Origin of the sequence: Polaromonas sp. JS666 (assembly GCF_000013865.1) — a bacterium.
GTDB lineage: Bacteria > Pseudomonadota > Gammaproteobacteria > Burkholderiales > Burkholderiaceae_C > Polaromonas.
Map to the genome: position 1 here is coordinate 1,924,400 of NC_007948.1, position 14,479 is coordinate 1,938,878.

A 14,479-nucleotide genomic window follows, 5' to 3' on the forward strand; every position below is an offset into this window, starting at 1 on the left:
CGGTGGCGTGAGGCCGCGTCCGTGCGGGCTGCTTATTTCTCGATGGCCAGCAACTCAACTTCAAACGTCAGCGTGGCATTGGGCGGCACCACACCGCCGGCGCCGCGCTCGCCATACGCCGTGGCGGGTGGGCAGGTCAGCGTGGCCTTGCCGCCGACCTTGATTTTCTGCAGGCCTTCCGTCCAGCACGGCACCACCCGGCTGAGCGGGAAGGTGGCGGGTGTGCCGCGTTTGTAGGAGCTGTCAAATTCCTTGCCGTCGGCGAGCGTTCCGCGGTAGTGCACTTTGACCGTGTCCGAGGCCTTGGGCTGCGCGCCGGTGCCGTCCACGCTGTGCACAATTTTCACGCCGGTGGGCAGCGTTTCGGCGGGTGCTGCGGCCAGCACGCTGGTGGCCAGAGCGCAGGAGGCCAGCAGGGCTGGAACGGATTTCATGATGTTCATGGGGTTGGTCATAAATGGTGGCGGATGGTGGCGGGGTACCGCTGACGGAAGCAGGCAAAACGGAAAACGCGCGGGAAACAGTCCGCCGCATTATCTCCGGGTCGGCGCAATGCCCTGTAACGGTGAAGTTACAGGCACCGCATCAGCTCGCCCGGCCCAGCAGCTGTGGCAGCGAGGAGCCCAGCAGGGCTGCACCCGAGGCGGTCAGCAGGCTCAAGATGATCTTGCGGAACATTACTTCGCTGATGCCAATGTAGACCCGCGCGCCGATGAGTGAAGGCAGCAGCATCGCCGGCGCCACGATGGCCAGCATGGGTACGGTTTCGCGGGTCACGATGCCGGTGGCGATGTAAGTGGCCATGGTGACCATCAGCATGGCCAGATTGAAGTTCTGAATGATGGCGCGCTGGGCGTGCTTGTCATAGCCGCGCAGCGTGCACCAGAGCGTGGGAATGACACCCGAAAAACCACCCATCGCACTCATCATGCCGCCTACGCCGCCCGCCAGCCCGTCGCCGAGACGACCGCCCGCGGTGATGCGGGGTAATTGGCCTGCCATCAGCATGGCGGGGCACCAGAGCATAAGCAGCATGCCCAGAAAGGCCTTGAACATCTGCACGTCCATCAAGGGCAGCATCAGCAGTCCGGCGGGAATGCCGAGCAGGCCACCGGCCACAAAAGGGGCCAGCCGCCGCAGATCAAAACCGCGGCGCACCGTAGCGGCAGCCACCAGCTGCCCGGTCAGGGCACCAAAAACCGCCATGGCGGCGGCAAGCCGCGGATCAATCGTCCAGGCCCAGACAGACATGGCGACGAGGCCGAAGCCAAAGCCTGAAAGGCCCTGCACAAAGCCGGCAAGTGCGGCACCCATCACGACCAGGAGTGTCTGCGAATCCATGCAGGGCGAAGAGGCAGTGAATGGCAGTGAACGGCAGTAAACCTTGAAAAACCCCTGGTTTGTTTCAGGCGTAGTCGCTCACGGGCACGCAACTGCAAAACAGGTTGCGGTCGCCATAGACGTTGTCGACGCGGCCCACTGGCGGCCAGTATTTGGCGTGCTGGGTCTTGCTGAGTATGGCTGCCCCCACATCGCGTGTGTAGGCATGCATCCATTCGCCCTTGAGCAGGCTTGCCGCCGTATGCGGCGCGGCCTTCAGCGGGTTGTCGTCCTGCGGCCACTCGCCTTTTTCGATGCGGCGGATTTCCTGCCGAATGGCGATCATCGCGTCGATGAAGCGGTCCAGCTCGTCCAGCGTTTCGCTCTCGGTTGGCTCCACCATCAGCGTGCCGGCGACCGGGAAGCTCAGCGTCGGCGCGTGAAAACCGTAGTCGATCAGCCGCTTGGCGACGTCTTCGGCGGTGACGCCGCTGGTTTCCTTCAGCGGACGCAGGTCCAGAATGCACTCATGCGCGACATGGCCGTTTTCACTGGCGTACAGCGTTGGGTAGTGGTCTTTCAGTCGCGAACTGATGTAGTTGGCGCTCAGGATGGCGATCTCGGTGGCCTGCTTCAGGCCTTCGGCGCCCATCATGCGGCAGTACATCCAGCTGATCGGCAGCACGGCTGCATTGCCCAAAGGCGCGGCGGAAATGGCCCCCACGCTTTTCACTTCGTGTAATGCGCTGCCCCCCGAGGGGGCTTCTTTTCCTTGGGGCGGCCCGGCGGAAAAGCTGGTGCCCTCTCCGAAGGCTCGGCCGCCTCCTGCATATCCGGCTGTGGCATGGCCGGGCAGGTAAGGCACCAGGTCGGCCACCACGCAAACCGGACCCACGCCCGGCCCGCCGCCGCCGTGCGGGATGCAGAAAGTCTTGTGCAGATTCAGGTGGCTGACGTCGCCGCCGAATTCGCCGGGGGCTGCCACGCCGACCAGCGCGTTCATGTTGGCGCCATCGACATAGACCCGGCCGCCGTGCGAATGCACCAGCTGGCAAAGGTCTTGCACATGGGTTTCAAAGACGCCATGCGTGCTGGGGTAGGTGATCATCATGCAGGCCAGATTGGCGCTGTGCTTCTCACACTTGGCTTTCAGGTCCTCCATGTCCACATTGCCCTGCGCATCGCAGGCCGTGACGACGACCGTCATGCCCGCCATCTGGGCGCTGGCCGGGTTGGTGCCGTGGGCCGATGAGGGAATCAGGCAGATGTTGCGATGGCCCTGGCCATGTGCTTCGTGGAAGGCCTTGATCACCAGCAAGCCGGCGTATTCGCCCTGCGAACCCGCATTGGGCTGCAGGCTGATACCTTTGTACCCGGTGGCCTGGCACAGCCAGTCGCGCAGCTGCTTGTCGAGTTCGGCATAGCCCTGCAGTTGCTCCTGGGGGGCAAAGGGGTGGATGTTGGCAAACTCGGGCCAGGTGATGGGAATCATCTCGCTGGTCGCGTTGAGCTTCATGGTGCAGCTGCCCAGCGGGATCATGCTGCGGTCCAGCGCCAGGTCCTTGTCGCTGAGCATGCGGATGTAGCGCAGCATGCCGGTTTCGGAGTGGTGGGTGTTGAACACCGGGTGGGTCAGGAAGGCGCTGGTGCGGCGCAGGTCGGCCGGAATCAGGGACTCGATGCCCTCTTCAAAGGCGCTGACCACGGGCACCGTCTGGCCGGGCTGGGCAAAGAAGGACCACAGCAGTTCAATGTCCTTGCGGCTGGTGGTTTCGTCCAGTGACACGCCCAGGTGATTGTTCAGGCGACATCGCAGGTTGGCCCCGGACTGACGGGCGCGTTCAGCTATTAAATTGGTGGCATCTCCGGTCTTGACGGTGACGGAGTCAAAGGCCCCCAGGTCGGTGATCTCATAGCCGAGTTCCTGCAGGCCGCGCACGAAGATGGCGGTGTATGCCGCCACGCGCTCTGCGATGCGCCTGAGGCCCTGCGGCCCATGGTAGACCGCATACATGCTGGCAATCACGGCGGGCAGCACCTGGGCGGTGCAGATGTTGGAGGTGGCTTTTTCGCGGCGGATATGCTGCTCGCGCGTCTGCAGCGCCAGGCGGTAGGTCGGATTGCCGTGGACGTCGACACTCACGCCCACCAGGCGGCCGGGCAGGGAGCGCTTGAACTCGTCGCGGCAGGCGAGGTAGGCCGCGTGCGGGCCACCGTTGCCCATGGGCATGCCAAAGCGCTGGGTGTTGCCCAGCACGATGTCGGCGTCCCATTCGCCGGGCGGCGTGAGCAGGGTCAGTGCCAGCAGGTCGGCGGCCACGCACAGGGCCGCGCCGTCTACATGCGCCTGGCCGGCCAGCGGGCGCAGGTCGTGGATGCTGCCGGTGGTGGCCGGGTACTGGGCCAGCACGCCAAAGTAATTGCCTTCGGCCATGAGCTGCGGCAGGGTAGTCACTGCGGTGCTGACCTTGACTTCAATGCCCAGCGGCCTGGCGCGGGTCTGGATGACTTCAATCGTTTGCGGATGACAGTCGCCGGCGACGATGAACACATTGCTTTTGCTTTTCACGCTGCGCCTGGCCAGCGTCATGGCCTCGGCGGCGGCGGTGGCCTCATCGAGCATGGAGGCATTGGCAATCGGCATGCCGGTCAGGTCGCAGACCATGGTCTGGAAGTTGATCAGCGCCTCCATGCGGCCCTGCGAAATCTCGGCCTGGTAGGGCGTGTAAGCGGTGTACCAGGCGGGATTTTCAAGGATGTTGCGCAGGATCACGCCCGGCGTGTAGGTGCCGTAGTAGCCCTGGCCGATGAAGTTCTTGAACACCTGGTTTTTGGCTGCGATCGCCTTGAGCTGCTTGAGGGCTGCCGCTTCAGTCACTGGCGCCGGAATGGCCATGGTGCTGGTGCGCGCGATCGAACGCGGAACAATCCCGTCAATCAGGTCGCGGCGCGAGGCGGAGCCCACCACACTGAGCATGTGCACTTCATCGGCCTCATCAATGCCGATGTGGCGCGGGATGAATTCAGAGGGGTTTTCAAGCTCGCCCAGCGGCTTGGCGGATGGCATCAACATGTGTTTATTCCGATAAAAGACAGACAGACGGACGTGCGCCGCGCAGGGCCGACCCAAGCAAGCACAGCCCCCTCGGGGGGCAGCGCAGCACACGAAGTGGCAAGCGTGGGGGCCATTAACCTGCGGAAAACTGGGTGTAGCTGGTTTCGTCCATCAGGGCGTCCAGCTGCGAGGCGTCAGACAGCCTGATCTTGAAGAACCAGCCGGCGCCCAGCGGGTCGCTGTTGGCCAGCGATGGGTCGTTGCGCAGGGCTTCGTTGACTTCAACGACCTCGCCGCTCACGGGCATGTAGACGTCTGCGGCGGCCTTGACTGATTCCACCACGCCGGCGGCTTCCTTCTGCGCCAGGGTGGCGCCGACGGCAGGCAGGTCGACAAACACGACATCGCCCAGCGCGTCCTGCGCATGAACCGTGATGCCCACGGTGGCGGTGTCGCCGTCAATCTTGAGCCATTCGTGGTCTTCGGTGTATTTGACAGTCATGAGGTTCTCCAGAAGTTCAGTGAAAAGGATTCAGCAAGTTAACGTAAAAGTAACGTGAATAACTTGAAAGGCGGCAGTGAAAGTCGGTAGGTTGCTCAGCCGCGGTAGTAGTGGTTGGGCACAAACGGCATGGCGGCTACTTCCATGGGAACGGGCTTGCCGCGCACCAGGGCATGGATTCGCGTGCCGATGGCGGCAAACTCGGGACTGACATAGCCCATGGCCACCGGCTGGTTGATGGTGGGGCCGAGCAGGCCGCTGGTCACCTGGCCAATGGGTGCGCCCGCCGTGCTTTGCAGTTCGGTGTGGTCGCGCACAGGCACGCGTTCCAGCGCGACCAGTCCCACGCGTTTGCGGGTCAGTGTCGCGGCCGGGTCGGCCAGTTGCGCCAGAATTTTTTCCGCGCCGGGAAATCCGCCGGCCCGCGCGCCGCCAGTGCGCCGGACCTTCTGGATGGCCCAGTTGAGCGCCGCTTCCACCGGCGTGGTGCTGGTGTCGATGTCGTTGCCATACAGGCACAGGCCGGCTTCGAGCCGCAGCGAGTTGCGTGCGCCCAGGCCAACGGGTTTGACTTCGGACTGGGCCAGCAGGGCCCTGGCCAGGGTGTCCGCCTGCGATTCGTGCACCGAGATCTCGAAGCCGTCTTCGCCGGTGTAGCCGCTGCGGGTGATGAAGCAGTCGCAGCCCGCCACCGTGAAACGGCCGCCGGTCATGAACACCAGCTTGTCAACACCGGGTGCCAGGCGCTGCAAGGCCGTCACTGCCTGCGGCCCCTGCAGGGCCATCAACGCCATCTCGGGCATGGGGATGACTTCGCACCGGCTGCCGATTTTTTGCTGGATGTGCGCGATATCGCCGACCTTGCAGGCGCCGTTCACGATGAGGAACAGGTCGCCGCCGTTGGCGCTGTCGTGCATGTTGCGGTTGAAAAACATCAGGTCGTCGATGATGCCGCCGTCGTCATTGAGCAGCAGGCCATAGCGCTGCTTGCCCGCCGGCAGGTCGATCACATCGACAGGCAGCAGGGTTTCCAGTGCCGCCGCTGAATCAGGACCCACCAGGCGCAGCTGGCCCATGTGGGATACGTCAAAAAGGCCTGCCGCCTGACGTGTGTGGTGGTGCTCGGCCATCAGGCCGGCAGGGTACTGCACCGGCATGGAATAACCCGCGAACGGCACCATGCGCGCGCCGAGTTCCACGTGCAGATCATGCAGCGGTGTTTTGAGAAGATCTTCGGGGGTAGCAGAAGAGGCGTTGGACAAGGCGGTCTCCGGGGGCAAACATGAATCCATGACCGATGGTCATGCGCTGCCCCTGCTGTCCACTTTACCTGAGAGATTCACCTGGCGATGCAGGCTTGCTCCTTCGGTGGGCCGCCTCGAAAGCGGTCTCTCTCCAGTAGGGAACGTTTTCCGGCGCCAGGCGCCGGAAAACGGTTGCCAGTCCTTTTGCCTGAGCGTTCAGTACACCACGAGGGGTGCCCTCATGGTGTTCGTGCGCCTTCGGCGGTTTTCGCGATGAAAACTCTCTCCTGACCTCTCAAGTGTAGCCCAAGGTGCGGGCCTTCCTACTTGGAGTACACCAGATCGCGCAGCGTGAGCGACAGCGCCGGGAAATAGGTGATCACCATCAGGCAGGCCAGGATGACCAGCACGAAAGGAAGCAGGTGCACGACGATGCGGTCCAGTGAAATACGCGCCACCGTACAGGCCGCAAACAGATTGACGCCGAAGGGTGGCGTGATCATGCCCAGCGCCAGGTTGACCACCATGACCATGCCGAAATGCACCGGATCTATGCCGAAATGCATGGCCACGGGCGCCAGGATGGGCGCCAGCACAATGATGGCTGCGCTGGTTTCGATGAACATGCCAATGATGAACAGCGCGGTGTTGACGCCCAGCAGGAACAGCGCCGGCGATTGCAGAACGGCTTCCAGCCAGCGGCCAATCGCATCCGGTACGCCCGCCCGGGTGATCAGAAACGCAAAAAGTCCTGCGTTGGCGATGATGAACATGATCACCGCGCTGGAAAGGACGGATTTACGCAAGACAAGTATGAGAGCCGGCAGATTGATTTCGCGATAAATCACCATGCCCACAATCAGGGCATAAAAAACCGCTACCGCCGCGGCTTCGGTGGGCGTGAAGATGCCGCCGTAAATGCCGCCAAGAATGATGACGGGCATCAGCAGTGCCCAGCCGGCCTGCCAGGTGGCCTTGCCAAAACTGAGCCGGCCATCGCCGTCATTTTTCCCCCAGCCCTTGATCTTGCAATACACATAGACAAAGGCCATCAGCGCGAGGCTGATAAAGATGCCGGGGCCGACGCCGGCGATGAACAGTTCGCCGATGGATACCTCGGCGCTGACGCCATACAGAATCATCGGAATCGACGGCGGAATGATCACGCCCAATTCGGCGCTGGTGGCCTGCAGGGCAGCCGCATAACTGGTCGGATAGCCGTGCTTGATCAGGGCGGGAATCAGGATGGCACCGACGGCAAATGTGGTGGCAACCGATGAACCCGACACGGCGGCAAAAATCATGCAGGTCAACACGCAGGTCATCGGCAGGCCGCCCTGAACGCCGCCGACAATGCTCTTCGCAAACTCGACGAGTCGGCGTGAAATGCCGCCTGTTTCCATCAAATTTCCGGCCAGGATGAAAAACGGGATCGCTGCGAGCGGAAACTTGTTGATCGCATTGAACATCTCCTTCACCGAGATCAGCATGTTGGAGTTCGAAACCTGGATGCCGAGCACGGACGCCAGGCCGATAGACACGGCAACGGAGATCGTCAGTGCAAAACACACGACCATGGTTGTCAGCATCGCGGCGGTCATTGTGCAGTCTCCTGAAAAAAGTTGGGGCAAGAAGCCGGCATTGGCCGGCTCGCGCGGGGCTTTGCCGCGACGCCTGTAGAAAATTTATGGATCATGTTGCCGTTTCCAGTTCGTGGTGCTGCGGATCCAGCATGTTGCCGATAATGCCGATCACGCAAAACAGTCCTCCGATTGGCATGGCTACATAGCCCCAGAACATCGAGATGGATTCGAGTCCGGCCATGGACTGTACGCGGCCGCGCATTGCATAGTCCCAGCCCCACCAGATGATGATGGCGATCAGCGTGAGTGCCGCCAGGCCGACCACCCAGTCCAGGATCCGCTTGACGCGGGGAGGGCTCCAACGGTAAAGCACGTCCACGCTGACCATGGCGCCTTGCCGGAAAGCCGCTGGAATGCCTAGAAATACCATCCAGATCAGACTCAGGCGTATCAGGATCTCGCTCCACTCGGCCGGCTGTTCCAGCACAAAGCGCGTGATGATCTGAAACATGCCGAGCGTTGAGGCGATCACCAGCATGCCGCAGGCTCCCGCCATGGAAATGCTGGTACACCAGCGCTCGAACTTGAGAAATGCTTGCTTCATGGCAACTCGCTCCGCTCACAAATGAAACGCCCGCCAGTCCAGTGACTGCGGGCGTAGAGGGCTAAAAAAATGAAAATGCAATGCGCAATTGGACCGCTTACTTGTAATTGCGGATCTTCTCGATGTTGGCCTTGCCGAACTGCTTTTCGAATTCGGCGTTGACCGGTGCCAGGGCAGTGACAAATTTCGATTTGTCAATATTGTCAATCACCGTCATGCCCTTGGCGCGCAGGTCGGCGACCCCTTTGGCGTCGTCCTCATCGACCCGTGCGCGGTTGGCCTTGGTGCCTTCCTTGGCGGCGTCAAGAAACGCCTGCTTGTCGGCCGCGCTGAGCTTGTCGAAGACTGCCTTGTTCATCACCCAGATGCAGGGCGAGTAGACGTGGCCCGTCAGCGACAGGTGCTTTTGCACCTGGTCAAACTTGGACGCAATGATGACCGACAGCGGGTTTTCCTGGCCATCGACCGTGCCCTGCTGGAGGGCGGTGAACACTTCGGGGAATGCCATCGGCGTGGTAATGATGCCAAAACCCTTGTAAGCGGCAATATGCACCGGGTTTTCCATGGTCCGCATTTTCAGACCTTTCAGATCCTCGGGGCCCTTCACGTCACGCTTGCTGTTGGTCATGTGGCGAAAGCCGTTTTCGCCCCAGGCCAGCGCCTTGAAACCCTTGGCGTCAAATTTGCCCAGCAGGTCCTGGCCGATGGGGCCGTCGAGTACGGCGCGTGCGTGGGCCTTGTCGCGAAACAGGAAGGGCACGTCGAGAATCTTGGTCTCCGGTACAAAGTTGGGGACGGGGCCGGTGGAGGAGAAGGCGAGTTCCTGGGTGCCCAGTTGGACTGCTTCGATGGATTCGCGTTCGCCGCCCAGTGCACCGCTATAGAAAGTCTGAACCTTGTAGCGGCCGCCGGTGCGCTTTTCCACCTCTTTGGCAAAGGTGTCAATAGCGACACCCTGGTGGGAATTCTGCGACGTCGAAATACTGATTTTCATCGTGGTCTGTGCAGCGGCGCTGGCGACAATACCGAGGGCCATGGTCATGCCGATGATGAGTTTGTTGAGTTTCATGGGGTCTCCGAAGGGGTGGGTGGTCGTTCTGACGGGCTTCCGGCCCGTCAAAAGTTGTCATACAACTCTGGATTATGTCCGTTCGGCCAGAGTCGCCACACTGGGGTTTTCGAGCACATAGTTACGAATAATGGTTTCAAAGTCGGGGTCGGGCAGCAATCCGAGCTCGCGGGCGCGTACGGCATTGATGTGGGCGGGCCAGCTGGTGACGATTTTTGCAACCGCAGCGTCCGGCGTCCAGTCGATCAGTGCCGCAACCTGCTTGCCTGCCACGCGTTCCAGCGCGGCGGCCATCTCGCCAGCCGTCGTTTTGAGCGCCGGCAGGTTGATGGCGGTGCGGGCGCCCCATTCGGCATCGCTCGCTTGCGCCGCCCGTATCAACCCATCAATCGTGCGGCCTGGCGACGACAGGGCCACGGCCGTTTCCGGCGGGACCGGACAGGCCACCCGCACGCCAGCCAGCGGCTCGCGGATCATGCCGCTCAGAAAGCTGGACGCCGCAGCATTGGGCCTGCCGGGCCGCACGCTGACGGTCATCAGGCGCACATTGCGGCCCCGGATGAAGCCCTTGCGCGCGTAGTCGGCTACCAGCTGCTCGCCGATGAATTTCTGGATGCCATAGCTGTTTTGCGGCGTGGGCAGCGTCGTGTCGTCAATCACCGCGGGCAGGGGGTGCTCTGGCGAATTGCCGAAGACGGCGAGTGAGCTGGCAAATACGACGGTGGGGGATGTTTTCAGCGCGCGGCAGGTCTGGAGCAGGGCCCGCGTGGCGTCCAGATTGCTGCGCATGCCGAGGTCGAAATCAGCCTCGCACTCGCCGCTGACGGCCGCGGCCAGATGAAAAACGATAGCGTCTTCCGCCCGTACGACAGGAGTTGCGGCCGGGTCTCCTTCCAGGAGCTGGTTCAGGTCGCCCACCACCTGGCGTATTCGCCTGTCTGCCGCCAGATCCGCGGGCGGTGCCGCACGGTCCACCAGTGTGATGGTCTGAATGGTTTTCGGTGTGGCGCCTGCCAGTGCAAGCTGGCCTCGCTTGAGAAGCTCGCGGGCGAGTCGGGCGCCCAGGAATCCGGCGCCGCCTGTGATGACGATGTTCATGGATGTTGTCTCTGTTGATGTGTCTGTGATGCCTGTGATCGCCCGCGCCCGCCAGCCGGACACATGGGCGTGCCCTGCGGAGCGGTACATGGCGGCACTGCAGTTTAGCGCGCGGGGGAGAGTGCGCAACAACCGGTTGGCGAGTGGCGCAGCGGCAGGTCACGGGGCCGCGGCGGCAGGTTTCAGGCGGCTGTCGCTTTTATCTTTGCATGGCTTCCCAGCAACCACAGATTGAGGCCCTGGTACCGGCCGATGACCAGCGCGGCAACGATGGGGCCGCCCACACCGAAGGCCAGGCCGAGCATCAACAGCACATAGGTATCCGTGATCCCGAGCTTCTGAAAGATGATCCGGCTTGCAGCCGTGAAAAAAACATGGAGCAGATAAATTGCAAATGAAAACGAGCCGATGTAGGCAAGGTTTTCGGAGCGCCAGCCACTCCTGAGCAACAGAAAGACGCCCGAAATGCCGAGTGCCAGTGCGGGCAGGGAGCCTCCTTGCCCGGAAATCTGGGGAAATGACATGACAACCGTTGCGGCGCCGATGAAGACCGCAGCGGCCAGAAGGCGCGCGGCGGATGTCCCGATCTCAAATCTTTTGCAGGCCAGCCCTCCCAGGAAAAATGGCAACAGGTAGACCGCACCGCGAGCCGCAAAATAGTTGGGCGGATGAAGGTAGGTAAACATCATCGCGCTGACGATCCAGACTGCTGTGAAGCCGGCTCCAGTGGCAAGTGCGCCCAGGTGCTCCAGCAAGAGAACCATTAAAAAGACAATGAAAAGCGCTTCCAGGAACCAGAAATGTCCCACGGGTTCTATATGCAGCAGCCACCAGTGGTCAACAGTCGCATTGGTACCTGGCGTGACCGCCTGGATAACCGCAAAAAGGGTTCCCACCGTGATCAGAGGCAGCAGAAGCCGCCGCACCTTGCCTTTGATAAAACCCAGCGGATTGCCCTGGTAGGGACGAAAGCCGTAGACGTATCCCGAGATAAAGGAAAAGAGCGGCATCCGGACATAGGCCAGCGCTTCATTGACCACCTGCAGCCAGTGCCCCTCCGGAATTCTCAACCCGACCGATGGTGTGTCGCCCACGACATGGAAAAGCACGAGCAGCACGCATGCGATGCCTCGCAAGGTATCCACCTCAATGCTGCGTTTCATTTTTTTGCTGCTCATCGGCCCTTGCGTTTCTCTCAAAATCAATGGACGTAGCGTAATCCGAAGAGGCATCGATGCGGCTGATATTTGCAAAATGCTACAGACAAACTGTTGCAAGTCGTAGGAAGACCACCCTTGCCGGCAGGTGAGCCGGTGAGGTCAAGCGCATGGCCGGCCGCGTTCGGGGGAACAGTGAAGACGCAGCAGGGCGTTATCCGACGTGGCCCGCGGTAATGGCCTACAGGCCACCGTTTTTCTCTCCTACATGGACTGTCTGCCATCCTTCTATTGTTCAGGCAGGAGCATCCCCCATCATGAGTTTAGTTTTTATTGCGGCCACTTCAATGTTGGTCAACGAATGAAAAAAATGAATCGGGAAATGGTGAAAAATGAAGTCTCCTATATCGCCCACAGGCGAAAATTCTGCGGCCGAGGGCTATTTGAAGTTGATCAGTCAGGCCGTAGCGACCGGATGGCGGCATATTGACTTGTTGAACTGGTTGCAGGGCGACGTCCAGCATTACCTGCCTCATGACATCCTGCTCGCCGGATGGGGGGATTTTCGGGAGGGTTCGATACACCACGATGTCCTGTCCAGCCGGCCTGGCGTGCGCTCTTATGCGGCGGGCACGGAGGTGCTTCCGTTCCTGTTGGGGAAATTCCACGACAGTTGGGTCGCGGCGCAGAGAAAACCCTGCCGTCTGGATTTCGGTGAATTTGCGTACCTGCTGGGCAATGCCAGCCTGCCTGGTTCCTTTTCCAGCGTGCTGCGCACGATGCGCTCTGTGTTGATACATGGGATCTGCGATGAAAGAGGCCGCCATGAGTGCCTCTATGTGCTGTTAAGGGCAGGCGAAATTCCCGCTGAGCCCGCCACGACGGCCATGGGCGTGCTGATGCCCCACATCGACACCGCATTGCGGCAGGTCACGCACTTGCCGCAACAACACCAACATCAACCGCATCGTCAGTCATCGCCGCCTACGCGGAGTGCCCCGGAGGACTCCTGTGGCTTGAGTGAGCGGGAGACCCAGATCATGGCCTGGGTGGCCATGGGCAAGACCAATTCAGAGATCGGAACCATTCTGAATATCAGTGGGTTCACTGTCAAAAACCACATGCAGCGCATCTTTCAGAAATTGAATGTTTTCAATCGGACGCAGGCAGTTTCCAAGGTAACCAGGGTGGCTCTCAATGGCTGAATTCAACCCGGTCAATTCGGCATCGGCATCAGCCTGGCTGGACCGCCGTGAGCCCCGATCCATGGGGTTGGGCAGAAGCCATCTTTTCATCGCCATCGAAGCCGCGCTGGAGCCTCTGGTCCTGGTATTTTCGCTGTGGGCGTTGGCGTTTTACTTTGAAGACCAGGTCAGCCCGGCCTACCTGATCCTGTCGGTCATCGTGTTCTCGCTGTCTTTCCCGGGCACTTCCCAGCTTCGCCTGCCGGTGGGCAAAGCCGTGCTCAATATCGCCATTCACTGGCTCTGGATCGCCGGGCTGTTGTTGCTGGCTGGTGTGGCCACGGAATACCTTTACAGCTTGTCCGTGCCCGTGGTGGGCAACTGGTTATGGATTGCGCCGGTGGCCCAGATCGCTGCACACCTCGGGCTTAGAGCTGCCGCACCCCAACTGCTGAAGTTGCAGGGCCCGCCCCGAAGCGCGGTCATTGTGGGCATGAACGAGCAGGGCGTGTCCCTGGCCCGGCATATCGCCGGGTCGGCCTACTCGGGTATCGAGGTGCTGGGATTTTTTGATGATCGCAGCGAAGAGCGCAGGGGCGCACAGGATGAGCAGGGGCCGATCGGCAAAATCGATGACTTGCCGGCGTATGTCAAGCAGCACCGGGTCCAGTTTATTTACCTCTCCTTGCCGATGGCTTCGCGGCCACGCATTTTGCAGGTTCTTGACGGATTGAAGGACACCACCGCCTCCATCTATTTTGTGCCCGACATGTTTGTGACGGACCTGATTCAGGGCCGAAGCGATTCGGTATGCGGTGTCACGGTGATATCCGTTTGCGATACGCCGTTTCGTGGTGTCAATGGCGCATTGAAGCGAGTCAGCGACATTGTGTTGTCATTGCTCATACTGCTCCTGATGTCTCCCCTCATGCTGGTGATTGCGCTGGCGGTGAAACTGGACTCGCCGGGGCCGGTGATCTTCAAGCAGCGGCGCTACGGACTGGATGGCGAGCAGATCCTGGTCTATAAATTCCGATCCATGGCCGTGACCGAAGACGGCAACACGATTCAGCAAGCGCAGAAAAATGACATGCGGGTCACCCGGCTGGGCGCCTTCCTGCGCAGAACCTCGCTCGATGAGCTGCCGCAATTCATCAACGTCCTGCAGGGGCGCATGAGTATTGTCGGGCCCCGTCCCCATGCGGTTGCGCACAACGAAATGTACCGGACCCTGATCAAGGGCTACATGGTTCGCCACAAGGTCCGGTCCGGAATTACCGGTTGGGCCCAGGTCAATGGGCAGCGCGGCGAAACGGACACCCTGGACAAGATGGAGGCCCGCATTGACTGCGATCTTGATTATTTGAGAAATTGGTCGTTGCAGCTCGACCTGTTCATTATCTTGAAGACTGTGCGGCTTGTTTTCAAAGACAGTTCCGCATACTGAAACGGATGGGATGCAATGCGTCAAAGCGTCAATGTGCCCAGTAGTGCAAAAGAGCTATTTCACAACCTACACATTCCTATGAAACTAACATCTTTACTCCTCAATCAACGCGTTGCAATTCAACCCCGGAGGGGCACCCTGACTGATTCGTTTCCTCAAATCCGGCGCAGCCTTGGCCGCCCGCCTTCCTCGCGAGACTTCGCACTGATCCCGCTG

At 60.9% G+C, this 14,479-nt stretch carries 12 protein-coding genes and 2 riboswitches; of the genes, 2 read left to right on the plus strand and 10 right to left on the minus strand.

From position 1 onward, the window contains the following. Window positions 1–32 precede the first annotated feature (32 nt). The 10 genes from BPRO_RS09280 to BPRO_RS09325 form a co-directional block, all read right to left on the minus strand. Window positions 33–434, minus strand: coding sequence for an FKBP-type peptidyl-prolyl cis-trans isomerase (locus BPRO_RS09280; RefSeq protein ID WP_041389504.1), 402 nt, complete (start codon window positions 432–434; stop codon window positions 33–35). A gap of 151 nt (window positions 435–585) precedes the next feature. Further along, window positions 586–1,341 carry a sulfite exporter TauE/SafE family protein gene (locus BPRO_RS09285; RefSeq protein ID WP_011482797.1) on the minus strand — a complete coding sequence of 252 codons (756 nt, stop codon included), beginning with the start codon at window positions 1,339–1,341 and terminating at the stop codon, window positions 586–588. A gap of 64 nt (window positions 1,342–1,405) precedes the next feature. After that, the gene (gcvP, locus tag BPRO_RS09290) at window positions 1,406–4,393 is read right to left on the minus strand and encodes an aminomethyl-transferring glycine dehydrogenase (protein ID WP_041388648.1); all 2,988 of its coding nucleotides are present in this window, start codon (window positions 4,391–4,393) and stop codon (window positions 1,406–1,408) included. Between the two features lie 115 nt (window positions 4,394–4,508). Beyond that, window positions 4,509–4,877: a glycine cleavage system protein GcvH gene (gcvH, locus tag BPRO_RS09295; RefSeq protein ID WP_011482799.1), complete on the minus strand. Its 369-nt coding sequence runs from the start codon at window positions 4,875–4,877 to the stop codon at window positions 4,509–4,511. A 95-nt stretch (window positions 4,878–4,972) separates the two neighbouring features. Next, window positions 4,973–6,169 (minus strand): glycine cleavage system aminomethyltransferase GcvT, encoded by a 1,197-nt coding sequence (gene gcvT, locus BPRO_RS09300; RefSeq protein ID WP_011482800.1) that lies wholly within the window; start codon window positions 6,167–6,169, stop codon window positions 4,973–4,975. Window positions 6,170–6,184: 15 nt separating this feature from the next. Beyond that, window positions 6,185–6,286, minus strand: a riboswitch (glycine riboswitch). A 21-nt stretch (window positions 6,287–6,307) separates the two neighbouring features. After that, window positions 6,308–6,421, minus strand: a riboswitch (glycine riboswitch). A gap of 23 nt (window positions 6,422–6,444) precedes the next feature. Then, entirely contained in the window at window positions 6,445–7,722 is a 1,278-nt protein-coding gene (locus tag BPRO_RS09305) for a TRAP transporter large permease (RefSeq protein ID WP_011482801.1), read from the minus strand. 91 nt (window positions 7,723–7,813) lie between these two features. Beyond that, window positions 7,814–8,308 carry a TRAP transporter small permease gene (locus BPRO_RS09310; protein ID WP_011482802.1) on the minus strand — a complete coding sequence of 165 codons (495 nt, stop codon included), beginning with the start codon at window positions 8,306–8,308 and terminating at the stop codon, window positions 7,814–7,816. A 97-nt stretch (window positions 8,309–8,405) separates the two neighbouring features. Then, window positions 8,406–9,377 carry a TRAP transporter substrate-binding protein gene (locus tag BPRO_RS09315; RefSeq protein WP_011482803.1) on the minus strand — a complete coding sequence of 324 codons (972 nt, stop codon included), beginning with the start codon at window positions 9,375–9,377 and terminating at the stop codon, window positions 8,406–8,408. A gap of 72 nt (window positions 9,378–9,449) precedes the next feature. Continuing rightward, a complete protein-coding gene (gene denD / locus BPRO_RS09320) occupies window positions 9,450–10,475 on the minus strand; it encodes a D-erythronate dehydrogenase (protein WP_011482804.1) in 1,026 nt (341 codons plus the stop codon). A gap of 182 nt (window positions 10,476–10,657) precedes the next feature. Continuing rightward, the gene (locus BPRO_RS09325) at window positions 10,658–11,638 is read right to left on the minus strand and encodes an acyltransferase family protein (protein WP_232291518.1); all 981 of its coding nucleotides are present in this window, start codon (window positions 11,636–11,638) and stop codon (window positions 10,658–10,660) included. A gap of 386 nt (window positions 11,639–12,024) precedes the next feature. On the opposite strand from BPRO_RS09325, the gene epsA reads away from it, so the two are divergent. After that, on the plus strand, window positions 12,025–12,837 hold the full coding sequence (epsA, locus tag BPRO_RS09330; protein ID WP_011482806.1) for an XrtB/PEP-CTERM-associated transcriptional regulator EpsA: 813 nt from the start codon (window positions 12,025–12,027) through the stop codon (window positions 12,835–12,837). Beyond that, on the plus strand, window positions 12,830–14,263 hold the full coding sequence (locus BPRO_RS09335) for an undecaprenyl-phosphate glucose phosphotransferase (protein ID WP_011482807.1): 1,434 nt from the start codon (window positions 12,830–12,832) through the stop codon (window positions 14,261–14,263). The genes epsA and BPRO_RS09335 overlap by 8 nt, the downstream gene beginning before the upstream one ends. The last annotated feature ends 216 nt before the right edge of the window (window positions 14,264–14,479 follow it).